We start from the raw sequence: 25768 nt of genomic DNA, 5'->3' as shown, positions 1-25768 counted from the left end.
ATGGCTGGCAAGAATCAACAATATGCAGCGCAGTATGCGGAATACGCCATGGAGCAGATGCGCCGGTACGGAATACCCGCTTCCGTTACACTGGCACAAGGCATACTGGAAAGTGCCAACGGGCAGAGCCGTCTGGCACAGAACGAGAACAACCATTTCGGCATCAAGGCCACGCCCGCGTGGATCGCCGAAGGTGGCCGGTTCGGGGTATATACCGACGACAAGCCGAACGAGAAGTTTTGCAGTTATGACAGCGTGGGTGATTCCTACGAGCACCACTCGCGTTTCCTGAAAGAGAACAGCCGCTATGCACGCTGTTTCACGCTCGCCCCGGATGATTACAAGGGTTGGACGCAGGGTATCGCGCAGGCCGGCTATGCTTCGGGCGGCAAGTATGCCGGGAACCTGCAACGTATCATCGAGCAGAACGGCTTGCAGAAGTATGACCGGCAGGTCATGCAGGAGATGGCGGCACAAGGCAGAAAGTTCGGTGTAGAGGACAACCCGCTCCGCACGTCCGGGCACATAGCGCAGGAGGCCGGCTATTCGTTCCCGGTGGAGCGCGATGAGTTCCTTTTCGTGACCTCGCCTTTCGGTATGCGGCAAGACCCGACGGACGGCACGAAACAACAGATGCACAAGGGCATCGACATCCGTTGCAACGGCGATGCGGTGCTGGCCACGGAGAACGGCGGCAAGGTGGTGGCGGTGAACCTGAACAAGAACACGCCCGGCGGCAAGTCCCTGACGGTGGAATATGCCCGGACGGACGGCAGCAAGGTACAGTGTACCTACATGCACCTCGGCGAAGTCAGCGTAAAGGCCGGTGACACGGTACGGGCGGGACAGCGGATCGGCATCTCGGGGAACACCGGTACGCAGACAACGGGCGAACACCTGCATTTCGGCGTGACGAACCTCTACGCGGACGGTACAAGACGGGAGATAGATCCTGCGGCATACCTGACCGAAATCGCCCAAAAGGGCAATATCAAGCAACAGGTGCTGCATAACGGGAACGACCTGCTCGCCCGATATAAGGGAGCGGAAGAGAATGCCGCCGACAAAAGGCTGTCGCCCGACGCGTGGATGAAGAAGCTGCTCTCCTCGGAGGACAGCGGCGTGGGGTTGTCGGGGTGTAACGACCCCGTCGTGGAAATGGCGATGACCGCCTTTACGTCCCTGATGCTGCTGGCGGTGCAGATAGACAGCAAGAACGAGGAGGAGCAGAAAGCGGCAATATCGGCGGCGATGGATAACCGGAAGATTGACCTGAAGCCGCTGTTACCGGGCATGAAAGCCTGCGACCTCGTGATCGGGGACAACGGCAAAGCCACGCTTCGGGCAGACAACGGGAGCGTCCAGGTGGCACGTGAACTGACCGCCGCCGAACTGAGCCGCCTGTCGGCCACGCTGAACAACGATACCCTTTCCGAGGAAGCCAAACGGACACGTGTGACCGGTATGCTGAACACGGTTATCCTCTCGGAAGCGGCTTCGCAGAATTTTGAACAAGGGATGTCCAGACAGCAGGGACAGACGGAGAACCTGAAACGATAAAGGCATGGGGATATGGTAAAATACGTGTTGATACAACTTTGCAGATGTCTGTTCGGACTCTCCTACCTGACCTTGTATGTCCTGTTCTGCTACCTGCTCTTCGGCTGGATAGCGACGCTCGTCATCGTGGGCGTGCAGCTGTTCATTGCCGGATGGCTGGTCTGGGCGATGATACGCGCACCCGATTAAAGGCCGGCTTCAGCGTGTTCAACTTCAATAAACCTCACTTTGTCCGGTGGTAGTACATGTATCACTTAAAAGGCAAAGAATATGATAAAATGCAATGTTACGGCGTGCGGCATTATCAGCCGCGACGCTTCGACGCGCACGAACAAGGAAGAGAAAACGTTCCTGTCTTTTCCGCTTCGCGTCGCAATCCCGACGAAGGATGGCCGGCATGAAACGGTCGAGATCAGCGTCAACAAGGACGGCGCCCAGGAAGAAACCGCAAACTACCGCAACGGCTCGCGGGCCGAAGTATCGGGTACCATGTACCTGAAACGCAGGGGCGAAAAGCTCTATTTCAATCTTTTCGCCGACCGCATCGTCCCGGCTCCGGCAAACACGGCAGATTCCCTCAAGGGAGAGATGTCGTTCCGTGGCAAGGTGGGCAAAAACATCGAGGAACGTAAGGACAAGAACGACAAACCCTATACGGTGTTCTCGGCGTTCAGCGCGGAGAAAGTGGACGATGGCTTCGAGTACCAGTGGGTACGTTTCTTCAGCTTTAACAAGCAACGGGAAGAATGGTTGCAGTCGGGTGCAAGAGTGGATGCCAAGGGCGAAATGAGCGTCTCGGTACATAACGGGAAAACGGATATTTCCTGCCGGGTGGAGGAACTCTCGCTGCATGTGGCGGAATCGGACAACCCCAATCAGTAAGGGCTATGGCAACGTATAAAAGACCCAGACCGGAAGGTCCGAGCAGCGAGGACAAGGCGCTGGACCTTTTTGCGGAAATGATGATCTTATGTTGACCTCAACATAAGATCATTTATGTCTGACATAGAATTATGTTGGGCATTAGTCTAAACAATTAATAATCAATCGTTCTTTGACATTTTGCACAACATAATTCTATCTTTGGAGGAATTAGAGGCTATCTAAGAATGTAATTAACTCCTTATCCTCAGACCATTTTCGTGATGGTGTATCGGAAACGGACTGCTCACATTTTTTGAGAACTTCTAATTTCCTTTCCATGCTAATTTCGGCGTAGATGTTTGTTGTATCAATCGAGCTATGTCCCATCCAATTTCTAACCATATCAATATCCGCTCCAGAATTAAGTAGATGAGTGGCGGTTGTATGGCGTATAACGTGAGGAGATGGGCGTTTATTAGCAAGAGAGGGATGATTTAAGATTACATCTTGTGAGTATTTCTTTATCATTTCATAAATACAGAATCGGCTCATAGGCTGATTGTATCGGTTAAGGAAAAGGTAATCGTCAGGCAACTTGTTGTCTATAAATTGTTTGAGTAAATCCCAGAAATCCTCCCATAAAGGACATATTCTCTCTTTACGCCCCTTGCCATGTAATGTCACCATTGGCATTCCACGTTTTGAAGGCATCGCAACATCCTTCACTTTAACACCAATAACTTCAGACACTCGGGCGCCAGTATTATACATGAATAGGATAATGACATGATCTCGACTTCTTATCCCTTGATATTTGCATGTTTTCAATGGTGCATCAGCCAAGGCTTCGATCTCAGATTTGTCCATATAGGTTATCATGCGTTTTTCCGTTTTCTTTGAAGGGATAAGAGTGACATGGTGACACCAATCTATATGTTCAGGAGATTTCCACGCCAGAAACTTTGCGAAAGCCTTTATTGCAGCTAAACGATTGTTTCTTGAAGATACGGAAACTTTTCTCTCAATTTCCAGATAATCAAGAAATTTCGTAATAACGTCAGTCGTAATATCCGAGATTTTGAGATTGTCTATTGCAATACTTATTAATGTAGAGACATACGATACCAACATACGGAATGTATCACGATAACTCATCTGAGTGTTACGACTAAGGTTTCGAGTGACAATTAAGTACTCTATGAGGAATGGTCTTAGCCAATAGCCAAGATATTCTGTTTCAGTAATTCTTCTGTTCTTCATTGTTCGTGTTTTTATAAGCATAAAACAATTTGTTTGCTTCCTGCAACAAAGTTGGCGTCTTTGTTAGATAGACGGAAGTGAAGGACACGTTAAGATGTCCCAAATAGATAGACAACTTCGGCAGTAAATCCTGTACGTTCTTTCCTGATTTATACCAGTTAGTAAGGACGTCGACCGCAAAAGTATGGCGAAGATCATGTATTCTAGGCTGATGACGTCCTCTATCAGGGAAATAAAGACCTGCATTCTTACGAATGGTCGCAAATATCTGATGTAAAGATACAAAATTAACAGGTTTCCCCTTCTGATTAATGAAAACATATGCATCCTCTACCATTGGGGACATTTGAGTACTTCGCCATTGTAATATCTCTTGCATCAATTTTGATACTTGTTCGTTGAAAGTAACCAAGCGAGACTTGTAGAACTTACTACAATGTATATGCACGTACATATTATCCATATCAATATCCTTTATTTTTAAGGATAAGGTCTCACTTATTCTGAGTCCAAGCATATACGTGATCATCAAGATATATCGTATACATATTGGCTCATTAACAAATGATCTATATTTGCGATATGTAAGCGCACAATCAAACAGTCTCTTCAGTTCGTCATCCGATATATGTAAGCGGGATAATACTCTGGAGCTTTAGGCAGAAAAACGGGAATAGGTATGTTTTGAATGAGTCCTCTAGAAAAAGCCCACTCAAAAAGTTTTTTCAGAATGCAGTGCTGAGAATGCCAATATCTGGTGATGACATTTCCTTTTCTGTAAAGGAAGGCATTACAATCGCTTTCCGTTATTGAAGTTAATTCTGTTGTTTCTCCAATGAACTTAGCAAATAGTCTCAAAGAGTAAGTTGTACTCTGATCCTTACGACCAATAGACCTACGAAACTTGATAAATGACTCAACAGTTTCTTTTATACTCATAGAAGCTCCCCCCAGTTAATATTTGAAACATCTCTAAGTGAATTGAGATCCACTTTTGCATATATTCTTGTCGCTTCCATACTTTTGTGACCCAGTAAATCACCGACATCCTTTAAGGTTTGTCCTTCGTTTATCAAGAAAGTTGCATGGCTATGGCGTAAACAATGGGGACCTTTGTGCCTAACGTCCATTTCGCTGGATTTCAAATACCTATATACGACGGAAGCTATGGCTGTACAAGATATAGGACGTATCGGGGCTGGTGTACAAAAGAACAAGCTATCGCTTCCTATGTCATTTGGCCTTCCCTGTTTTAGGTAAGCGATAATAGCTTCTCCTACATTATGTAGAAGTGGTAACACTTGTGGTCGACAATTCTTCGCACGCTTAATATAGACTTGTTCTTTACGCCAATCGATGTCGCTAATCTTCAAGTTTGCCACCTCACTACAACGTAAACCGTACATAGCAAGTAACATAAAAATAGCATAGTCGCGCGATGCGGATTTACCAGTTTGTTCTTTGACTGTTTGTAACAGTTTTTGAACTTTATTCCACGGCAAGAAAGAAGGGAGATTTTCTTCACTATATACTTTGGGAGTGATTAACGCCTTATCTAGGTCGGTAATACACCACCCCTTTTCGACTGCATAACGAAGATATACACGAATACAACACAGGTACTCTTTCAGCGTGTTACGTTGAACCTTGTTAATCGTGTAGTATTCAATGTATTTATCTATATCTTCCAATGTTAAAGGGTGTTCCTGGTTCTCCTTTTCTATTATCTTGTAAAAGTAGGTGAGTATATATCTCCTTCCCTTAATATAGGCATGAGAATATCTCCTGTATGCCAAGTGATTAAGGTATTCATTTATGCGTATATCTGATATTGAAGGAGATCCTGATTCTGGTAGCATATGTAGCTCTTTAAGCCACATATTTGCAAAATAGATGAAGAAACTATAATTAGACTTGGTGCCTTTCTTCTTGTGAGAACCTTTGTCTTCCAGGTTTTGCCATTTTTTTGCTGCATTTGAGATTTCCTCATTGGTAACAATACGGAAGTTCTTTAAATCAAGATACTCTATTAGATGAAGTTGATACTGTGCATAAAGCTGAAGTGTCTGTCTTTTAAAACCTTTTGATTTGCAATCCATCAAGAAAGACATTCTCTCTTTATAAAAGGGAGCGGCAATCAGTCTGACTCTGTGCCATTTGCGCTCTGCGAGATAATTGATGATGTCGTCTTGGTAACGAGAATCTAAAAGACCTACGTATAGTAAGAATTCAACAGCCATCTCAATGAATTTGATTCTTGAGGAAGGGCAATCATGACGTTTCCGAGAATGATAATGATCAGGAATGGGTGAAGACCATTGACGTGCAGCTTCAACGACATCATCAAGTGACACAATTCTCTTTTCGCCATCATGAAGATCGAAATATTGGATAAACTTGAGCGAATACCCAGCCCACCCCAATAGTGTTAGCCGGGACAATCCTTCCTTACTTTTCATAGTTAGAAAGTATTCTCGCTCCTTTAATAATGGTGCAGCCAAATGTTTTTTAAGGAATGACTTGCGGATAATGATTTGTTCTAACATGCTCTTATAATTATATGAGTAATACTATATAATATAAACGAGCATCCAAAATTATGTTGTACAAAATTCGATAAGAACTCTAATTATCAAATAAATATGAAAGAAACTGACATAAACAAATGGGCAACATTAATGATCGAGAAAATCGAAAGCATCCGCGAAGACTGGAAAAAGCCGTGGTTTACCGAGGGCAGCTTGCAGTGGCCCCGCAATCTCTCCGGACGCGAGTACAACGGCATGAATGCGCTGATGTTGCTGATTCACTGCGAGAAAGAGGGGTACGCGATTCCGCGCTTCTGCACTTTCGACTGCGTGCAACGGCTCAACAAGCCCGATAAGGACGGCAAGGAGCTGCCACGGGTTTCCGTGCTGCGGGGTGAGAAGTCATTTCCGGTCATGCTGACCACATTCACCTGCATACACAAGGAAACGAAGGAGAAAATCAAGTATGACGACTACAAGAAACTATCTGAAAATGAGCAAAAGGAATACAATGTCTATCCGAAGATGCAGGTGTTCCGCGTCTTCAACGTGGCGCAGACCAACCTGCAGGAGGCAAGGCCGGAGCTGTGGCAAAAACTCGAAAAGGAATATGTGCGGCCGAAGATTGAAAACGGGGAACATTTCAGTTTCGCCCCGGTCGATACGATGATCAAGGACAACCTTTGGATTTGTCCTATCAAGCCGTTGTACCAGGATAGCGCCTATTATTCGATTACGAGGAATGAAATCGTCGTGCCGGAAAAGCGACAGTTCGAATCCGGAGAGGCGTTCTACGGAACGCTTTTCCATGAAATGACGCACTCGACCGGTGCGGAGGGCGTGCTCGACCGGATAAAGCCGACTTCTTTCGGGTCGGAGGAATACGCCCGTGAGGAACTTGTGGCCGAACTGGGCAGCGCGTTGGTCGCCCAACGCTACGGCATGGGCAAGCATATCAAGGAGGATAGTTGTGCGTACCTGAAAAACTGGCTTGATAAGCTGAAGGAGTCACCGCAGTTCATCAAGACAACGCTGCTGGATGTGAAAAGGGCCACTTCACTGATTACGCAGAAGGTGGACAAGATCGCGCAGGAGCAGAAACAGCAGGTCGGTGAAGAACAAGAAGCCGCACCGAAAGAAAAGATATTCTACTCGTCCGTGGCTTATCTCCAGTACACCGATGATACGGCGCGGCTGGACGCCTTCAGGGACAAAGGCGACTACGAGGGGCTGCTGACGCTTGCCAAGGAATATTACGACGGCAACGGCATGGATGAGAAAGACACCTACGCGTCGCCCCTCCAGAACCGGGGTGACGACCTGCTTATCGAGGACAAGGACTTTGCCGTGGTGTACAACGGCAGTGTCGGCGGAACTTACGAGGTGATGCTGAAATTCACGGAGCAGGAGGTGCGGGACCACATCACGCGCTACGGCATAGACCGTGCAAGCAACGATGTCAGGGAGGTGGCCAGGGATATGGCTGCTGAACAGTTCACGGCCATGGCACAGCAAAAGATCCCTGCCTTCGAGATGCCGAACGGCGAGGTGCTGTATGTCGGGTACAACAGGGAATCCGACAGCCTCGATGTCGGACAGGCCGCTAACGCGGGACTTGCCGCACGGCATAGTTTCCCTTACGACCACAATGCGACACTGGAAGCCAACCTCCAGACCGTGAACGAGAAGCTGAACGGGATGGAGGAATACCAGGAAGAACTACAAGAGGCAGAATACAGCGGCGGGATGCGCCGGTAGGAACTGGACAAAGATGCGGAGTTGGTTTTCTCCGCATCTTTATTATTCACCTGTTCTGCTGTTCATCTATCACTGACTGTAATTCCAAGAGCTTGCGATACCGGTTACTTCCACCGGCATAGTCTTTGGCGTCCTGCTGCCTGGCATAAAATTATTGTACCATTATTTTTTAATTTTGTAGATAGCTTTCCCAATTCTCATGGCCAATGGTCAGCTTGTCCGTTTCCCAGTCGTATTCCACTTCCGGTATATCGGAACAAGGGAAATACACGGTATAACCTATCTGCCCGTAGGAACAATGCAGCGGCATGACGCATATCTCATGACCGAAGTAAGGCTGTGGCGTACAGTATTTCTGCCAATCAAAACGACCTGCGGCAATATTGCAGCAAAGCAATTTTAGCGTTAATATGCCTTTCCAACTCTGAAAATCTTTTTTTAAACTTTTTTCCATACTGCTAATGTGCTATATTGTAATAAATTTCGGGTTCGCTTGACACGTTGTAAATCCAACTGCCGCAACGCACCAACAGGGCATTCCTGCCATAATAGAGCTTCTTCATTCCGGATATGCTTCCCGTCCGGTGGAAATTCGGGAAACGGCTGATGTCTATTCTTTGCGCGTCGCGCTTGTTGATTGTCCTGGTTCTCATTGTATCGCTGTTTTTAATGTTTCATAAAGTGTCTTTATCATGGCTTCGGCATCTTCCATATCGCTTACGATGTCCTTGATATGGTAGGGCGCACCGTTCTTGCCGTGCCCGTCCGTACCTATCCACAGATAGGCTTCGTAGTCGGGGTCAAAATTCTCGTAAAACTCTTCGATGCCGCTGACAAGGCTTTCTGTATCATTGCCTTTCATTTCGATAGAGAAACTAAAATCCTGTCCCATTCTCGTGTACCGCTGAAAGTCGAACTCCACAACTTTTTTCTTTCGGGTATCGGCTTCTACATTCCATCCCAAATTGGTGGCTACGGCGGTAATCTGTTCTATTGCTGTCATGTCTGTTATTTTTTATTTCCCTTTTCTTGAAGCCTTCCGACTTCGCCCAAAGGGTTGTTTCATGTGCGTCCCAAACGGCGGATGCAAGAACTACGGGCAAGTAACCGGGAGTGAAATTTTATGAAATGCCGTAATCTGCGATTGCGGAAAGTTTTCGTCAAATTTCATTTCAGGTAGCGACAGCGGTGCTTGAACAATGTTCGTCCGCCGTACCTTTGCACACGAAACAGCCCCGTGGCGCATGTCGGGGTAACAAGAATGGCCATACCGTTAGAACCGGAGCATGGCATGGATAAAAAAGGGATAGAAGCGGTTGCGACCCGGCAGAGCATGGACTATAAAAGTAACCGGGCCATCCATGCAGGGAAATGAAAACCACCCGCCGGTATGGCGGGTGGATATTCGCAATCTGTTAAGGTACATCAGAAATGGTAGTCCACAACCCCTCCGACATGGAGTGTCGTGTCGGGTTCGAGTCCGCAAACAAATTCCATAAAAGCAAAGGATGCTTCGGCAAAGGACTGGTTGCCGTCCCCGTCAAGATAAAAACGATAATTGGTATCCAACGGGTTTTCTATTGCCTGTTCAAGATTATAAAGCGGTCTCCATTCCAACATATTCTCGACAGTAAGAGTCTCCGCTTTCTCATGGATATTGGCGACAAACTCCTTTTTCCACTGCTCCACGCCTCCCTTATAAAGTATGGTATCTTCGGATGTCAGCTCGAACATCCCTTTGGGCAGTTTATATTCAACCAAATCAGAAATCTCTTCCTTGCGCTGCTCGTCGCTCATATTCGCGCAATAATCGTAAAAACTGAAGTCCCCATCAATGAACGTGTTCTCATCAATGTAATTCTCCTTGCCAATCGGCTGCGTTGAAATTTGAAAAATACTGCTGTGCATAACTTTAAGTTTTAACTGGTTGATACTTGTTTTTCCCTCTTATCGAGCCTTTCGGCTACCTTGTCGGGATTGATTTTACATGCGGGTTCAACAGCGTGGACAGGAGGGTAAAGGCAAGTAAACAGCCGGGAATTTGACGGAATACCCAAATCTTTGATTTGCGGAAGGCTGCCGTTCAATTCGTGGCCCGGTTAGCGCAGCGGTACTTGACGACCGGACGGACGCTGTACCTTTGCATGGGAAAATCTCGCCGGCAAGGAGCACCGGAGGAGAGAGACGAGAAAGTGATAGCGAAGGAAGATAGAAGGGGAAGGAAAAGAAGCCGATTATATAAACGGGCTGCCGCTTGCTTAGATAAGGTATTCCGGAGAAAGTAAAACAGGCTTGTCGCCACAGAAGCAATCCCCGAAACTCCTTGTGTCGCAGGTTCGGGGAAGGCTTGTTATTACTCGATGAAATGATGATGGGCATTTGGGCACTTGTCGTTCGGTTGTGTCTTTTGTGAAACTCCTACAACGCTGGGGTATCGGCAAAAGCAACCGTTGTATATTTGGTTGCCGTCAAGTGGCTCTGTTCTGCATAGTTTGATAGGTTACACACTTCCTACCTCTTGTCCATTGTATGTTCATTTTGTAGAGATATCTACAAAATAAATATGAACTTAAAAACATGTCAGAAATACCAATGAATACTTAAACAGAGATATATTTTTAAAACTCTTAAACAAAGGATTTTATATTTGGTAAATATCCTTTATTTCTTTCAAGCAGGTATTTACTTTCTGATTACTTACCATCATAAACAAAAGATGATTTTCATTAGAAGCGATGCTTTCCATACTTGACAGAATTTCTTAAGCTGAACCGAACAAAAAGATATTGCACATTTCCTTAGTCTTTTATCTTGGAACACTACCCACATTCATCCTATGCGTCTTTTACTTGATGACTAACTGTAAATCCGGAAACATTCACAAAACCTGATTGGAATTCTTCTTATAGTAAGCAGAAAAAACAGTTTTTATTAGCTGTCATTTGTATTATTTATATTATAAATACTATAATTAACCATTTCTACTAAAACACAAGTTTTCAATATAAAATATGACTTAGAGTAAGTAATGATGTGATCTAACTCACCAAATATTTCTTTTCAATTGACAAAAAGAAAGTATTCGCAATTTGGGAAGTTTAAAACACTTTTCATGTTTTTATTTTATATAGTTAACAATCAAAATAATACTATAATTTTGCACATCTTTTTTAATATGAATAAAAATGCAATCATGAGCCGTTTTATTGAATATTCTAATAATATATTATTTTTTGATGTCATGTTGACTGTTTGGAGAAACGTTAAACGAAGAGACAAGATGTAGCAAGTGTGTTCATCCATTTCTCCGTATGCAATATAGTAACGTGAAAAGAATTATATACATTTAAAAACAATTCATTTATATCATTAACTTAAAAATCAGAGATGAAAAGAGTAATTCTTTTGTTCGTCTCTCTTGCTGTGATGGCGTTCCAATTGCTTTTCGCCCAAAGTTTTACGGTGAAAGGTAAAGTCATTGCCGAGGAAGGCAATGAACCGTTGATTGGAGTGGCCATCATGCAAGAGGGTACCAATAATGGTGTGATTACCGACATAGACGGCAATTACTCCATTGAGATCAAAGGCGTTGCGCAGGCTACTTTGGTGTACTCGTACATTGGTATGCAGCAGCAACAGCACGTAGTGACTCCACAGACACAAAAGCTGGACATCACGCTGAAGAGCGATGCACAGCTGGTGGACGAAGTGGTGGTAGTAGCCTACGGAGTTCGTAAAAAGGGAACGGTAACCGGTTCCGTTTCCACAATAAAGGCAGAGAAAATGGAAAGTGTGCCTGCCGCAGGTTTCGACCAAGCCCTGCAGGGACAGACCCCCGGTCTGATGGTGATGTCCAACTCGGGTGAACCCAGCAAGGCAGCGGCTTTCCAAATCCGTGGAACCAACTCCATCACTTCAGGCACCTCTCCCTTGTTCATACTGGACGGTGTACCCATTTCCAGCAGTGACTTCAACACTATCAGTCCGAGTGACATTGAAAATATTTCCGTACTGAAGGATGCGTCTTCTACCTCCATTTACGGTGCCCGTGCCGCTAACGGTGTAGTAGTAATCACCACCAAGCGCGGACGGTCCATGGACAAAGCACACATTACCTTACGTACACAGTGGGGTATCTCACAGTTAGCCAAAGGTGAATGGAATCTGATGAATACGTCTGAACGCATTCAGTTTGAAAAGGAAGTCGGTCTGGATGCCGGTCAAGACTATGACTTATTGAGTCAGACCGATGTAAACTGGCGGGATATGGTGTTCAACGACAATGCCATGCTACAAAACTACGACCTTTCTATCAACCGTGCCACCGAACGCTTGAACTATTTCGTTTCTGGAAGTTTCTATGACCAGGATGGTATTGCTCAAGGCTCTACGTTTCGCCGTTACTCCATGCGTGCCAACGCAGAGGTAAAAGCCAGCGACTGGTTGAAAGTGGGTACCAATTCCATGGTTGCCTACGAAGAAGTGGAGCAGGCCGATCAAGGCAGCTACAGTCTGTCATCACCCATCTCTGCCTGCCGCTTCATGCTTCCTTACTGGAATCCGTATAATTCCGATGGTTCACTGGCAACCAATGCCAATGGTGGATGGACCGGTACAACGGTTAATCCGATTGAATGGATGGACAATAATCCGGTGACAAACAAGAAATATAAAGTATTGAGTGTGCTTTTCGCTGAAGTAACTCCGATAGAGAACATGACTTACCGTGTACAGTTCGGTGCGGACTATACGCACTCTACCGGATTCATGCAGTCATTTCCGAGTTATCAGCTGAACAACGGCCTGGGAGTGGCCAGCCGTCAGTCGAACGATATTCTTAACCTGACAGTGACCAATACGCTGAACTACCGTTTCGACGTGAAACACGACCATCATTTCAATGTCATGGTGGGCCAGGAAGGGGTGGACTACCAGGCTGAGGGTTTCAACGTGACCACACGCGGTCAGAACAACGACTTCCTAACCAACGTAACTTCAGGTACACGTGCCTCAAGCTGGCAGGATAATACAACAGCTTATTCATTCCTGTCGTTTTTCGGCCGTGCGGAATATAATTACGACGACCGTTACTATGTGGAGCTTGGTCTGCGTACTGATGCCTCTTCACGCTTCGGTAAGGATCACCGTTGGGGTCAGTTCTGGTCAGTAGGTCTGATGTGGAATGCCAAGAAAGAGCGTTTCCTGCAAAAATACGACTGGCTGCACAATGCACAAGTATCGTTCAGTACGGGTACGTCAGGTAATTCTGAAATCCCATACTTCGACCATCTGGCACTGGTCAGCGGTGGCTGGATCTACATGGATACGGCCGGTATCGCCCCGCAACAGAAAGGGAACGAGAAATTGAGCTGGGAAACAACCTGGACCACAAACCTGGGATTTCATTTGGGATTCTTTGAGCGCATCAATGTGGATCTGGAACTTTACCACAAGCGCACCAGCGACATGCTGATGGAAGTGCCACAGTCTTATTCTGAAGGCAACAACGGCTTCCGCTGGGACAACATCGGTGTGATGACCAACATGGGCGTGGAACTGGCCATCAATACAGATGTATTACGTCTGAGAGACTTTGTTTGGAATATCAATGCCAATGTATCCTATAACAAGAATGAAATCAAGGAACTGTATAACGGTGTACAGGAATACGAATTGCCCAACACTTCCACCAAATGGGTGGTTGGCCGTCCGCTGGGAGAATTCTACATCAACCGCTATGCCGGTGTGAACCCTGCAAACGGTGATCCCTTGTGGTATGACAAAGAGGGTAACCTTACCAACGAATTCAGAGAATCGGACAAGGTGATGGTGGGTAAGAACTATCTGGCTCCCTGGCAAGGCGGTTTCGGAACGACCCTTACATGGAGAGGTATCTCTGTGAATGCCCAGTTCAGCTGGGTGGCTGACCGCTGGATGTTCAACAACGACCGCTTCTTCGAAGAGAGTAATGGTCTGTACACCGGGTTCAACCAGTCCAAGCGCCTGCTCTATGACCGATGGAAGAAACCAGGCGACGTGACAGACATTCCCCGTTGGGGAGTCACTCCGCAGATGGATTCACGCTTCCTGGAAGATGCCTCTTTCCTGCGTTTGAAGAATTTGATGATCAGCTACACATTCCCGCAAGACTGGATGAAAAAGACGAATTTCTTCACTAACGCACGTATCTATGCACAAGGTCAGAACCTGCTCACATTTACCAAGTTCAGCGGACTTGACCCGGAAGCGTTTACTAACATGTATCAGGCACAATATCCCATGTCGCGCCAATACTCGTTCGGTCTGGAACTCTCTTTCTAATATTTTAATTAACGAATCAACGAAAAATGAAAAATATAAAAACATATCTGCTCATGGCCACTCTGGTATTCAGCACCACTGCCTGTCTGGACAAGTATCCGGATGATATGGTGCCTGCCGACAAGGCCATCACCACTGTGGATGAAGTAGACCAGGCCGTGATTGGTATCTACTCTTCCTGGCTGAACGGAGCGTTATACAGTGGCTATCTGACCCTACTGCCGGATATCCAGGCGGATTTGGCTTATGCCGTGAACGGCTACTCCAACCAGTTCGGTAACACATGGCGCTGGAATATCCTGGCTACGGAACCCGAATATGAATCGGTATATGCCGGACTCTACAACGTTATTACCCGCTGTAACTTTATGCTGGACAACGTAGACCGAGTACGTCAGAATACCACTAACGATGATGACTTGGACCGTCTGGACCAATACTGCGGGGAGGCATACTTTGCCCGCGCACTGGCTTATTCGGAATTGATTAAACTCTTCTGCAAGGCCTACGACCCGGCTACAGCAGCCAACGAACTGGGTGTGGTACTGAAGTCACACTACGACGGTGACGAACCTACCCTCCGTTCATCACTGGAAGCCTCTTATCTGTTTGTTCTGGATGATCTGGAAAGAGCAGCCGAGTACCTGAAGCTGGAAGATGATTTCGATGGAGTTCTTTACAGCACACCTTACTTCTGCGAATACACCATCTATGCACTTCGTGCACGTGTGGCTCTCTACATGCAGAACTGGAAAGAAGCTGAGAAATACGCTTCCAAGGTGATTGACAGCAAATACTACAAACTGTCCAACGTGAACGATATGATAACCAGCTCACAGAACGCTTACCAGTATATGTGGTCGAACGACGAAAGTACCGAGATTATCTGGAAAGTGGGTATGACAATCAGCAGCTACGGCGGCGCTTTAGGTCAGATCTTCTTCAACTATGACTTCCAAAGCTTCAAGCCCGACTATGTACCGGCAACTTGGGTGCTGAACCTCTATTCAGAACAAGACCTACGCTTTGCAGCCAATTTCGTGACACAGCCTACCGGCTATCCGCATGGACTGCAATGGCCATTAGTAGCCAAATACTTCGGAAATGAATCCTTCATGGCTCAGAACATGCTGCATGTATGTATGCCGAAAGTGTTCCGTCTGTCAGAGCAATACCTGATTCGTGCAGAAGCACGTGCCAATCAGAAGAATTACAGCGGTGCCAGCAAAGACCTCAGCGATTTACGTCGTGCCCGCTTTCAAGGCGGTAACGGAAGTATCTCGGTCAGCGCACAAAACTGGCTGGAAATTATCGAAGAAGAACGTGTACGCGAATTGTATATGGAAGGCTTCCGCCTGCAAGACCTGAAACGCTGGCACAAAGGCTTCGAACGCAAACCGCAGGAACAATCACTGACCAACGGTAGTTCGCTGAAGATTGAAGCGGATGACGTACGCTTTGTATGGCCCATTCCGAAACACGAACTGGAATCACCGGGTAGCCAGATTCAGCCCAACGAGAGCAATAAATAAGAATAGATTCATCATTTATAAAGCATAAATATAACAATGAGAAAGATAAACTACGGACTGATGAGCATGCTGACACTGCTGATGTGCGCCATCACCAGTTGCGGTGATGCAGAGCGTCCCAGCTACGAAGGTCCAAACTATATCCTGTTCTCGGATACGCTCACTGTACTGGCCGTACAGAACAACGAAGAAGTCTTCGATATTCCTGTAGCCGCTACAGAAGCCTGCAGCTATGACCGCACGGTAGCCGTAGAGGTTATAGACAAAAAGAGCAACGCCATTGAGGGAAAACACTATACCATTGAATCAAACACCATCACCATCAAGGCCGGTGAACGGGCTGCCAACGTACGCATCCGCGGTAATTACGATGCCATCGCAGCCACCGATTCGCTGGGGCTCACCCTGCGTTTGCTCACGCAGCAAGCCGACCAATGGGATTTGTATGAAAAGAGCTATGAAGCCAAGGTTATCCTGCAGAAATGCTGTCCGTTCGACATCAACCTCTTCAACGGATATGCCGTGCTGACTTCTACCTATATGCAGGAATTTATGCCCAACGTAGATAACCGTCTGATCAAGGCAATCATTGACCCCGAAGAAGAAAACGCCATTATCATGAAGGACTTCTTCTACGACGGCTACGATGTGAAAATCCGTTTCACGACAAACGACATCCTGAATCCGCTGATTGAAATGGATGAACAGACCTTTGCCTCTACAGCCGAGGCTTTCGGTACCAACTACGGCGACGGTTATCTCCACCTCTATCAATCTAGCAGCGGTATATCTTACTACAGTACCTGTGAACAGTTCATCTTTCAGTACTTCACACTGTATGTACCGGGCATGGCTGGCAACAATGTAGTAGGAACTTTTGCCAGCGCCATTGAATGGATAAGCAACGATGAAGCCAAGAGGCTGTATCTGGAAGGCAGCATGCTGGTATCTGAAACGGTGAAAACAGATTTTGAAAAGAAATAATTTACTAGAAACAAAAAAACATAGAATAAGATGAAAAAGAACAAATTTACGTTGGGATGGTTTTTCATCAGTCTGCTGATGGCTTTTGCCATAACAGCTTGCGACGACGAGGATGACAACGTAGCAACTGTAACCTTCCCTGAAAAGCAAACAATTGGCGGTGCAGCCAGTGAGACTAAAAGCTTGACATTTGATGCTGTAGCCGACTGGACGCTGACTTCCTCCAGCACATGGTGTTATTTTATTATGGGAGGAACTCCGGCTGCCAAAGCTACAGAGGGTGTGAAGGAATATTCTATCTCGGGCAAGGCTGGTAAACAAACCGTAACCATCGGCATCTCTGACGAAGGTCAGGACTATGATAATACGACCGTTGCTTCCATCACTATCAGTATGAACGGACAGGAAGCTGTGTTGGCTGAAGTAACCCGTAATGCAGCCGGACGCACGTTCAAACTCTATAAAAAAGGTGCAGGCGATGAATGGGTGGAAGTTTCTGAAAAAGAAGGTATCGAAGCCGGCTACAACGACTTCATCACATATAAAGCAGTAGCAAACTTCCGTTTTGCAGCTACCAACCGTCCTGAATGGCTTTCTATCGAAGGAGGTTCCATAGTAGGCTCTGCCAATCAGGAAGTTGAATTCGGTATCAAAGTAGTAGAAAATCGCCCGGACTTCAGTAAATATGTACAGGCAGGCAATATCAACTTTCAGGACGAAGAAGGTAAACAGGTATATACTTATGCTGTAAACTACAAGGGTATGGATCCGGAAAAAATGAACTATGAAGGTCCAGGCCAATGGAACTGGACGGTGTCTATGGATGGTAAGACTTACTCACAGACAAGCAGTGGTATCTCAGGAAGTGAAGAAACGAATAACGAATACCGTAAGTTTGTAGAATACACCATCACGGCACTGAACGATGAATTCGAGGCTATCTTTGTCGAAGAATATCAGGAATATGGCATGACGATGTATCGCCTTAGCGTATATCCGGAAGATAACGTGAATTGGATGCACATGACGAAGTATGACAACGGAAAAGTTCGTATCACAGTAGATGAAAGCAGTGAGGAACGTACCGGCTATGTATTCGTATTCCCAAAAGCTCTGTATGAAAAGATTGCAGAAGATCCATTCGGCGATAATGGTCTATTTGAAATGAACCAGGAAACCTTTACTCAAGAACTGAAATATGCCTATACAGAAAACTATCTGTTGATGAACTTCGTGCAGAAGAACACATCAAGTTCATCAGACGTAGCTCCACTGGCAGTTACTTACATGGATATGATGACTGGACAAAGGACAGAAATCGAACTGACCAAAGTAGAAGAGGAAGGCATCATTTCTGATTATGGTACAGATAAGATCTACTCAGTTCCTTCTAATATCAACAACTCATTGTACATCAAGCCGACCTTGGATGGTGAATGGGACTTCGCAGCCTGGATGGGAGATACTGATGTAACCCATTTGGTAGAAAAGACCAGTAACACCGAAATAAACATATGGTTGGGCGATATCGAACCGTTGGGACAGGATATTCACGTTTGCTTCAGACAAAATTATCAGAATAAGATTGTACTTGTAATTAAGAAATAAAACAATTACACTATTGAATAAATCGAATGAAACTAAATAAATTATTTCACTTCATCCCCTTTGTCATCGGGCTCTTGCTGATGACAACGGTATTCGCCGGTTGCTCCGATGACGATGATGAATTGCAGCAGACCGCCTTCGGCTATGTGCAGTTCAAAATCTATAAGAGCGCATCGGCTGCTATCAAGGGAACAGAGACGAGAGGCACCGACATGCTGGATAAGCTGAACGATGCCAAAAAAATCAAGGTGGTGATGCTGTATGACGGAAACACCATTGAACAAACCTTGATGCTCAACAGCTATAGTGCTGAAAATGCAGAGTTTGGTCTGCGCAGTGACAAACTGGAACTGCTGGCAGGTAACTATAAACTGATTGGTTACTATCTGTACGACAAACTGGATAACGAAATTTATGCCGGTACACCCAACAATTATAAGTTTAACGTAGTGGCTGGCGGGCTGAAAGTACAGGAACTGTTTGCTGATGCTGTAGCCCGCGGATTGGTCAACTTCAAACTGATTAAACATGGATTGCCGGAAACAGAAGCAGCATCTCGTGCAGCGGAAGGCTACGAAGATTATCCGTTCTCGAACATCAAGGGTATCAACATCACGGTAAAGAATCTCTTTACACAAGAACTGACTACCATTGAAAAAGTGGAAGTGAAGTATGTGGAAAACCTGAAAGACGGTTACGCCCTCTGCGACACTACCGTATGGCTGAAAACCGGCAGCTACCAAATCAGTTCCTACTCTACTTACTCGGACAAGAAATGCGATTCCGGCAAATTGCTGGAAATAGCTACCGTACCTACTTCAGAAACTTTCTTCGTGAAAGATAACGAAAAGTCAGAAGCCACTGTACCCATCCAGTTGAGTGCAACAGCTGAATATTTGAAAGACTACATGGCACTGAAAGAGATCTGGAAAAAACTGAACGGGCCCAACTGGAAATACTACGGTGAAGCAGCTCCTATGGGCTGTAACTGGAACTTCGACAAGGAAATTGACATGTGGGGTGACCAGCCTGGCGTACAGTTGCTGGACAACGGTCGAGTGGCATCGCTCGTAATTTCCGGATTCGGTGCCGATGGTGTAGTGCCCGATGCTATCGGACAGTTGACTGAACTACGTATTCTGAACCTCGGTGCTCACGATGAACTCATTGGTGGACACCTGTTTGAAGGCGTAGGAACTACCATGACTCCAGAACAACGTCAAAGAATCCGCATGGATTATGAACAGAAATTCCTGTATCGTGACATCCGCGAGAACCTCTCACAAATTCTGATTGACGGTATCAATGCCAACCCTGACTTCAAACCTATCAAGAAAAGCAACCGCATTGACAAGAAGGACGTACAGTTCGGTAACCTGACCAACAACATCAAAGGTATCTCTAAAGCCCTGATGCGCTGCACCAAGCTGGAAAACTTCTTCATTGCCAACTCTCCTATCGTGGCAGATAATTTCTGCATGAAATTGGTAGATGACTCTGAATCTGCTTACCGCAAAGCATACGAAGAAGAAGAAAATGACTGGAACTGGAACAACTTCACCATGCTGACAGACATGGAAATCTATAACTGCAAGGAACTGACCTCTCTTCCGATGAACATGCTCTTCGAATTGCCCGAACTGCAGATGCTGAACGTGGCTTGCAACCAGAAAATTAAAGGTGATGTACTGTTGGATAACTGGAAAAAGTTCATCGAAGGAAAGAGCGGCAAGAAAATCCAAGTGCTCTATCTGGGCTATAACAATCTGGAAGAAATGCCGGATTACGAACATCTGAGCCAGATGGAAAAACTGGGCTTGATTGATTTGACCAACAACTCCATAACAGAGGTTAACGCATTCGGTAAGGAAATCAACCTGACCAAGGTATATCTGGACTACAACCAAATCAATAAAATCAACACAACAGAGGATGGTTACTTCTGCGGATATTACGACATGGAATCATTCACTTGTACTTACAACAAGCTGACCGAAATGCCTGATATCTTCAACGCAAAGTCCAAGTATGTCATCGGCTCTGTCAGCTTTGCACACAATGAAATAACCGGTATGCAAAACGATGACAACCACCGCGGTGTGAACACCAACAATCTGGATTTGTCGTACAACCATCTGGAAAAATTCCCTGGAGTAATCATCAAAAAAGGTTCTCCGCTGGGCATCTTGATTCTGCAGGCCAACGGTATGACTACTATTAAGGAAGGTGACCTGGTAGGTCCGAACTCTCACCTGCTGACCAGTCTCGACTTTCAGTTCAACAAACTGAAAGAGATTCCTTTTGAAGATTTCGTACCGGAAAACATGCCTTATATCTATGGCATAGAATTCAGCTACAACCGGTTCGCTGAATTCCCGGTTGCTCCGCTGAACTGTAAAGGTCTGACCGTATTTGGTATCCGTCATCAACGTGATGAAAGCGGTAACCGCTGCTTGAGCCAATGGCCTACCGGCTTGTACACTTGCCCCAGCCTGATGGCCTTCTTTATCGGCTCTAACGACTTGCGCAAGATTGAAGATACCATTTCACCGTATATCCGTATCTTCGAAATCAAGGACAATCCGAACATCTCTATTGATTTGACTCAGGTATGTCCGTATATCCAAGCAGGTCAATACCAACTGATTTATGACAAGACGCAGAATATTCAGGGATGCGATTACTTATTGGATTAAATAAAAAAGGAAAATGAAACATTTACTTAAAATAGCATTAGGATTAGCCCTCTGTCTGGGTCTGTTCACCGCTTGCGATGACGACGAGGACAGTGCTGCTGTCAGCGGCTTCAGTCTGAGCAAGACTGAAGTGGCTGCCAATGCAGAAGGAGGCAAGGAGACGGTCACCGTAAGCTCGGAAGGCGAATGGGTGGCCAAATCATCCGAACCGTGGTTGAGCATTTCGCCGGCCAACGGTTTCGGCAACACAGAGTGTGTCATCACCATCGACGAGGCTCTGAAGAACGAAGTGCGTGAAGCAGAAATCCGCTTCATACCGAAAGGACAAGCTCCCAAGGTAATCACAGTTACTCAGTTGGGCTATGGCAAAATGATTCACGTAAAAGAGGCAGAAGTTAACCTCAAAGCTTCAGACGTGTATGAGAAGCGTTATTTTGAAGCAATCATTACTGCCAATGTTTCTTTCAAGATTGCCTACGAATGGCTCACCACGACCGAAGAGGGTGTGACACTGGAAAACTGGATTTCTTTAGAAAAGAAGAATGAACCGGTATTCAATCTGGAAAGTGCCCGCCCACAAACCTACAAGGTACGCTTTGATTGGAAAATGAATCCGGAATGGATAGAACGTCGGGCTAAAATCAACTTCGAACCGATGGAACAGAACGGAAAATCTGCAGAAGAAGTAGCGATTACGCCGATTCTGGTGACTCAGGCTGCTTCGCCGGTGATTACTGACGATCGAGCCGGAGACTCACTGGCTATCCTTACCATACACGAACGTCTGGCCTCGGATATCGCCATCAACTCCAGCGAAAACATGATGTACTGGGATAACGTAAGCTTATGGAAACGGACAGACAAGGAGTTGCCGGGTCCGGAAGCAGTAGGCCGCGTCCGTTCAGTAAACTTCGGTACCATTACTACCAAAGAATCCCTTCCGCAAGAAGTAAGATACCTGAAATACCTGGAAACTTTCCAAGTATACGGCAATGCCAACACCATGCTGCTGAGCATCGATTTGGAAAATCATATCTGCGAACTGGAATACCTGAAGAACCTGCAGATTGGTGGTTATGGTTTGGTGTCACTGCCTGAAGATTTCGACAGACTGGGAAATTCACTGGAAAGCCTGGACTTGAGCGCCAACAACTTCACCGGTGTACCCGCTGTATTGACTCAAAACAACTTCCCAAAACTGAAAAGTCTGATATTTAGCGGTAACCGCCGCTGGACAGTAAGCAATCTGAAAGATTCTCAATATAACAAAGACACAGAACTGGGCTTCCATATTAATATGGACGAGAATCCAACAGAAATTGACCAACTATTCTTGTGGGATAATCTGGAAGAGCTGGTACTTTCTTATAATTATCTGGAAGGTACTCTGCCTACTTACGAAGGCAGGACAAGCTGGCAGGCAGATGATCTGAAACAATATGGTGATACATTGAACTATCTGCTCCAACATCCAGAAATTCCAAAGATTCTGCCGAACATGAAGCGACTGACACTGAACCTGAACTTCTTTACAGGTAAAATACCCGAATGGTTGCGCTTCCATCCGCACCTGTTGGATTGGTTCCCCGAAGTACTGATTTTCAATCAGCAAGAAATGGGGCAAGACTCCAAGGGAACACCGGTAAAATTCAGCGATGAACCAAGTAGCTTTACATACTACTTCGATGCTTATCCTTTATACAAACAGAAATATGAAGTGGAAGGAGAAGACGAAACATTAAAACCAGAAGAACAAAAGAAGTAACTTATGAAGAAAATATATATCTATGCACTTGCATGTGCCCTGACGGCTATTTCTTGCCAGGACAACGAATGGGTGACCGATAGCACCACTCCGCAAGTCCCTGAAATTGAAATTCCGATGGGAGCAGCAGACGGTGAACTACTCATCAAGTTTGTTCCTGAAATGAGTGATATCCTGGACCAGACACTGACGCGTGCTGGCGGGGTATCCACCCGCTCGGGTATTCCTTCTACCGATGAGGTACTCAACATCCTGGGTGCCTATCACTTTGAAAGAGTGTTCCCGGTAGATCCCAAAACAGAAAAACGTACCCGCGAAGCAGGTATGCACCTGTGGTATATCGTTCGCTTTGACAAAGACACCGACTTGAAAGAAGCCGCCCGGCAACTCAGAAAGTTGGGTGAAATCTCCAAGATTCAAAGCAACCCTATCATCCGGCGTGCCTACGACCCGAAGAAAAAACCGCTGTACCTCTCGGCCAGCGATTTGCAACATGTGACTCGTACCAGCGAAGGACTGACCTTCAACGACCCGGGATTGAAACACCAATGGCATTACCAGAATACGGGTAGCTACGATTTTGTAAAAGAAGGACGTGCCGAAGCTATTGCCGGTGCAGACGTAAATTGCGGCGAAGCTTGGAAACTGTGTAAAGGAGACCCTACCATCATTGTAGCAGTACTCGATGAAGGTGTAATGTGGAACCACCCGGATTTGATTGGCAACATGTGGACCAACGAAGCCGAAGAAATAGGTTCTACAGAAGATAAAGACGGCAACGGCTACAAAGGTGACCGTTACGGTTATAACTTTGTAAAAAACACCGGAGTTATCAGCTGGACATCGGCAGAAGATACCGGTCATGGTACCCACGTAGCCGGAACCATTGCAGCAGTAAATGGCAATAACAAAGGTGTAGGTGGTATTGCCGGCGGTGACGGAACAGAAAATTCAGGAGTTAAGATTATGACCTGCCAGCTGTTCGATGGTGCGTATGGATGTACCTTGGCAGCTGAAGCCAAAGCCATCAAGTATGCCGCCGACAATGGTGCTGTGATTCTGCAGTGTAGCTGGGGTTACAACTCACCGGATGCCAACGAGGCACTGGGCTATACCCCCGGACCGAAAGACGAACAGGATTGGGAAAACCAATATCCTCTGGAAAAAGAAGCACTGGATTACTTCATCCACAATGCCGGTTCACCCAACGGTGTGATAGATGGTGGTCTGGCTATCTTTGCATCGGGTAACGAATATGCACCTTCTTCTTCATATCCTGCAGGCTATTCCAAATGTATTTCTGTCAGTGCCATCGCTGCCGACTTTACTCCGTCTAGCTATACCAACTATGGTGAAGAGATTACCCTCTGTGCACCGGGCGGTGACGGTGACTACTACGGCACGCCAGGGGTAGCAGATGACGAGTTTGCCTGGGAAGGTAAAACACAAGGTCTGATACTCTCTACTGCCATCAAGAACGGACAACCGGCTTATGCTTATATGGAAGGTACTTCCATGGCTTGTCCCCATGTATCGGGCGTAGCTGCCTTGGGGCTGTCGCATGCAGTGAAAGAGCGTCGCCACTTCAAGGTCGCAGAGTTCATTGAACTGATGAAAGAAACTGCCAATGACCAGTTCTATAACTTCTACGATGAAAAAGTGGAAAAACTGTATTATTACAATCACACGACTTTTGGCGCCCCTCCAACTTTAATGAATCTGATAGAGCGTAAAGGGAAAATGGGTAGACTGGTAGATGCCGGTGCATTGCTCAAGGCTATTGGTAATCACGGTTCAGACATGATTGTACCAAATGTATATCTGGCAACGGGGAAAAGTACATCCATTGATCTGGCCCGTTATTTTATAGATGGAGAAAGTCTGAACTACAGTTGTACCGTTGCCAATGAAAATATAGCAACCACAAGTGTAGACAAGACAATACTAACTATAAATGGCATTGCAGACGGTAGTACGACTGTGACTATCCAAGCTGGCAGTAAATCACAGACAATAACGATTACTGTTCGTAAAAATGCTGGTGGCAGTGGCTGGTTATAATCGAGAGATTAAATAGACATGAAGAAGCGACAATTGATGATACTGACACTCTTTGTGGGCGGATTGACCGGTTCCATTCCTGTAATAAAAGCGCAGGAATGGCGGTTAATGTCCCGTGAAGAGATAGAAGCCAAGGTACATCCTGTTTTGTTGGAGCAAGCCGGGGAATTTCTTCATTTTGATACGTGCCGTCTATCGGTAGGTACCATAAATGAAAAAAGTCAACCTAAAACCGTATACTTCCATTTTCAGAATGTAAGTCAGCAAACCATTACGTTGAACAAAGTTACCACTACGTGCGGTTGTACTGTTGCCGGATTCAGCAAAAAGCCATTGGCACCCAATGAGGAAAGTATTATTAGCCTGACTTTTCATCCCAAGAACAGACCGGGTACAGTTGATGCAGAAGCATTGGTATATACCAATCTGTCCGATTTTTCACCTGTGGCACGATTGTCACTATGCGGCTATGTAAGTTCGTCTGATGAATGGAAGCACCTGCCTCAAAATATGGGACATCTACGACTTACCCGCAAGCAGGTGTCATTCAGCAAAGCAGGAAAGATCACCATTGAACGCATTGCATGTGCCAATAGTGGAGACCATCCGCTCAAACTGAGCGCGTTACTGCTACCTTCATGCCTAAAATTCCATACCGAACCTGCGGTACTTGCTCCCGGACAAGAAGGTGATCTTGTGATTACACTTGATAAGACAAAGTTGCCCAGCTTCCATACTGAGGAAAAACATCTTTCTCTCATTATAGATGGTGTGATAGGCAAACCTTCGGAAAAAACGATAGAAGTAATTATTAAAAACTAAAAAATAAAA

At 45.9% G+C, this 25768-nt stretch carries 19 protein-coding genes and 1 pseudogene; 13 read left to right on the top strand and 7 right to left on the bottom strand.

The window, feature by feature from the left end; translation table 11 throughout:
* From BACFIN_RS15165 to BACFIN_RS23955, 4 genes and pseudogenes are all read left to right on the top strand, one after another.
* Positions 1-1560, top strand: a complete 1560-nt coding sequence (locus BACFIN_RS15165; RefSeq protein ID WP_007750060.1) for a glucosaminidase domain-containing protein — start codon at positions 1-3, stop codon at positions 1558-1560.
* Between the two features lie 44 nt (positions 1561-1604).
* Positions 1605-1802, top strand: coding sequence for a hypothetical protein (locus BACFIN_RS22260; RefSeq protein WP_232281641.1), 198 nt, complete (start codon positions 1605-1607; stop codon positions 1800-1802).
* A gap of 28 nt (positions 1803-1830) precedes the next feature.
* Positions 1831-2442, top strand: a complete 612-nt coding sequence (locus tag BACFIN_RS15170) for a hypothetical protein (RefSeq protein ID WP_007750055.1) — start codon at positions 1831-1833, stop codon at positions 2440-2442.
* Positions 2443-2447: 5 nt separating this feature from the next.
* A pseudogene (locus tag BACFIN_RS23955) lies at positions 2448-2528 on the top strand (ArdC family protein); the annotation flags it as partial.
* Between the two features lie 124 nt (positions 2529-2652).
* Here BACFIN_RS23955 and BACFIN_RS15175 read toward each other — a convergent pair.
* The 3 genes from BACFIN_RS15175 to BACFIN_RS15180 form a co-directional block, all read right to left on the bottom strand.
* Positions 2653-3684 carry a tyrosine-type recombinase/integrase gene (locus BACFIN_RS15175; protein WP_007750053.1) on the bottom strand — a complete coding sequence of 344 codons (1032 nt, stop codon included), beginning with the start codon at positions 3682-3684 and terminating at the stop codon, positions 2653-2655.
* Positions 3662-4288, bottom strand: coding sequence for a tyrosine-type recombinase/integrase (locus tag BACFIN_RS20535; RefSeq protein WP_232281640.1), 627 nt, complete (start codon positions 4286-4288; stop codon positions 3662-3664). The genes BACFIN_RS15175 and BACFIN_RS20535 overlap by 23 nt, the downstream gene beginning before the upstream one ends.
* Before the next feature lie 331 nt (positions 4289-4619).
* Positions 4620-6230, bottom strand: a complete 1611-nt coding sequence (locus BACFIN_RS15180; protein WP_007750048.1) for a site-specific integrase — start codon at positions 6228-6230, stop codon at positions 4620-4622.
* 96 nt (positions 6231-6326) lie between these two features.
* Here BACFIN_RS15180 and BACFIN_RS15185 point away from each other — a divergent pair, with 96 nt between their 5' ends.
* A complete protein-coding gene (locus BACFIN_RS15185; protein WP_007750045.1) occupies positions 6327-7970 on the top strand; it encodes a zincin-like metallopeptidase domain-containing protein in 1644 nt (547 codons plus the stop codon).
* A 169-nt stretch (positions 7971-8139) separates the two neighbouring features.
* Here the strand turns inward: BACFIN_RS15185 and BACFIN_RS15190 are convergent, their stop codons facing one another.
* The 4 genes from BACFIN_RS15190 to BACFIN_RS15205 all read right to left on the bottom strand — a co-directional run bounded on the left by BACFIN_RS15190 (position 8140) and on the right by BACFIN_RS15205 (position 9878).
* Positions 8140-8424 carry a hypothetical protein gene (locus tag BACFIN_RS15190; protein WP_007750043.1) on the bottom strand — a complete coding sequence of 95 codons (285 nt, stop codon included), beginning with the start codon at positions 8422-8424 and terminating at the stop codon, positions 8140-8142.
* Between the two features lie 4 nt (positions 8425-8428).
* Positions 8429-8623, bottom strand: coding sequence for a hypothetical protein (locus BACFIN_RS15195; RefSeq protein ID WP_007750042.1), 195 nt, complete (start codon positions 8621-8623; stop codon positions 8429-8431).
* Positions 8620-8973, bottom strand: coding sequence for a hypothetical protein (locus tag BACFIN_RS15200; protein WP_007750039.1), 354 nt, complete (start codon positions 8971-8973; stop codon positions 8620-8622). The genes BACFIN_RS15195 and BACFIN_RS15200 overlap by 4 nt, the downstream gene beginning before the upstream one ends.
* 422 nt (positions 8974-9395) lie before the next feature.
* Complete coding sequence (locus tag BACFIN_RS15205; RefSeq protein WP_007750036.1) at positions 9396-9878, bottom strand: hypothetical protein; 483 nt, start codon at positions 9876-9878, stop codon at positions 9396-9398.
* A gap of 1479 nt (positions 9879-11357) precedes the next feature.
* Between BACFIN_RS15205 and BACFIN_RS15210 the strand changes: the two genes are divergently transcribed.
* Genes BACFIN_RS15210 through BACFIN_RS15245 form a run of 8 tightly spaced genes read left to right on the top strand, consistent with a single transcriptional unit; the run spans position 11358 to position 25759 of the window.
* Entirely contained in the window at positions 11358-14291 is a 2934-nt protein-coding gene (locus BACFIN_RS15210; protein WP_007750027.1) for a SusC/RagA family TonB-linked outer membrane protein, read from the top strand.
* Positions 14292-14317: 26 nt separating this feature from the next.
* The gene (locus BACFIN_RS15215; RefSeq protein WP_007750025.1) at positions 14318-15823 is read left to right on the top strand and encodes a RagB/SusD family nutrient uptake outer membrane protein; all 1506 of its coding nucleotides are present in this window, start codon (positions 14318-14320) and stop codon (positions 15821-15823) included.
* 36 nt (positions 15824-15859) lie between these two features.
* Positions 15860-16807, top strand: a complete 948-nt coding sequence (locus BACFIN_RS15220) for a DUF4984 domain-containing protein (protein ID WP_007750023.1) — start codon at positions 15860-15862, stop codon at positions 16805-16807.
* A 30-nt stretch (positions 16808-16837) separates the two neighbouring features.
* Positions 16838-18415 (top strand): DUF5003 domain-containing protein, encoded by a 1578-nt coding sequence (locus tag BACFIN_RS15225; RefSeq protein ID WP_007750019.1) that lies wholly within the window; start codon positions 16838-16840, stop codon positions 18413-18415.
* A gap of 26 nt (positions 18416-18441) precedes the next feature.
* Entirely contained in the window at positions 18442-21111 is a 2670-nt protein-coding gene (locus BACFIN_RS15230; RefSeq protein ID WP_007750016.1) for a DUF4458 domain-containing protein, read from the top strand.
* Positions 21112-21124: 13 nt separating this feature from the next.
* A complete protein-coding gene (locus tag BACFIN_RS15235) occupies positions 21125-22876 on the top strand; it encodes a BACON domain-containing protein (RefSeq protein WP_007750012.1) in 1752 nt (583 codons plus the stop codon).
* Between the two features lie 3 nt (positions 22877-22879).
* Positions 22880-24937 (top strand): S8 family peptidase, encoded by a 2058-nt coding sequence (locus BACFIN_RS15240; RefSeq protein ID WP_007750010.1) that lies wholly within the window; start codon positions 22880-22882, stop codon positions 24935-24937.
* Positions 24938-24955: 18 nt separating this feature from the next.
* Complete coding sequence (locus tag BACFIN_RS15245; RefSeq protein ID WP_007750007.1) at positions 24956-25759, top strand: DUF1573 domain-containing protein; 804 nt, start codon at positions 24956-24958, stop codon at positions 25757-25759.
* Positions 25760-25768: the final 9 nt, after the last annotated feature.

Origin of the sequence: Bacteroides finegoldii DSM 17565 (assembly GCF_000156195.1) — a bacterium.
Classification (GTDB): Bacteria; Bacteroidota; Bacteroidia; order Bacteroidales; family Bacteroidaceae; genus Bacteroides; species Bacteroides finegoldii.
The sequence above is the reverse complement of the archived record's forward strand: the minus strand, read 5'-3'. Positions and strand labels throughout refer to the sequence as shown.

Coding starts and splice junctions, on each gene's coding strand:
- BACFIN_RS15165 (WP_007750060.1), top strand. CDS start 1: ATGGCTGGCAAGAATCAACAATATGCAGCGCAGTATGCGGAATACGCC.
- BACFIN_RS22260 (WP_232281641.1), top strand. CDS start 1,605: ATGTCTGTTCGGACTCTCCTACCTGACCTTGTATGTCCTGTTCTGCTA.
- BACFIN_RS15170 (WP_007750055.1), top strand. CDS start 1,831: ATGATAAAATGCAATGTTACGGCGTGCGGCATTATCAGCCGCGACGCT.
- BACFIN_RS15175 (WP_007750053.1), bottom strand. CDS start 3,684: ATGAAGAACAGAAGAATTACTGAAACAGAATATCTTGGCTATTGGCTA.
- BACFIN_RS15180 (WP_007750048.1), bottom strand. CDS start 6,230: ATGTTAGAACAAATCATTATCCGCAAGTCATTCCTTAAAAAACATTTG.
- BACFIN_RS15185 (WP_007750045.1), top strand. CDS start 6,327: ATGAAAGAAACTGACATAAACAAATGGGCAACATTAATGATCGAGAAA.
- BACFIN_RS15190 (WP_007750043.1), bottom strand. CDS start 8,424: ATGGAAAAAAGTTTAAAAAAAGATTTTCAGAGTTGGAAAGGCATATTA.
- BACFIN_RS15195 (WP_007750042.1), bottom strand. CDS start 8,623: ATGAGAACCAGGACAATCAACAAGCGCGACGCGCAAAGAATAGACATC.
- BACFIN_RS15200 (WP_007750039.1), bottom strand. CDS start 8,973: ATGACAGCAATAGAACAGATTACCGCCGTAGCCACCAATTTGGGATGG.
- BACFIN_RS15205 (WP_007750036.1), bottom strand. CDS start 9,878: ATGCACAGCAGTATTTTTCAAATTTCAACGCAGCCGATTGGCAAGGAG.
- BACFIN_RS15210 (WP_007750027.1), top strand. CDS start 11,358: ATGAAAAGAGTAATTCTTTTGTTCGTCTCTCTTGCTGTGATGGCGTTC.
- BACFIN_RS15215 (WP_007750025.1), top strand. CDS start 14,318: ATGAAAAATATAAAAACATATCTGCTCATGGCCACTCTGGTATTCAGC.
- BACFIN_RS15220 (WP_007750023.1), top strand. CDS start 15,860: ATGAGAAAGATAAACTACGGACTGATGAGCATGCTGACACTGCTGATG.
- BACFIN_RS15225 (WP_007750019.1), top strand. CDS start 16,838: ATGAAAAAGAACAAATTTACGTTGGGATGGTTTTTCATCAGTCTGCTG.
- BACFIN_RS15230 (WP_007750016.1), top strand. CDS start 18,442: ATGAAACTAAATAAATTATTTCACTTCATCCCCTTTGTCATCGGGCTC.
- BACFIN_RS15235 (WP_007750012.1), top strand. CDS start 21,125: ATGAAACATTTACTTAAAATAGCATTAGGATTAGCCCTCTGTCTGGGT.
- BACFIN_RS15240 (WP_007750010.1), top strand. CDS start 22,880: ATGAAGAAAATATATATCTATGCACTTGCATGTGCCCTGACGGCTATT.
- BACFIN_RS15245 (WP_007750007.1), top strand. CDS start 24,956: ATGAAGAAGCGACAATTGATGATACTGACACTCTTTGTGGGCGGATTG.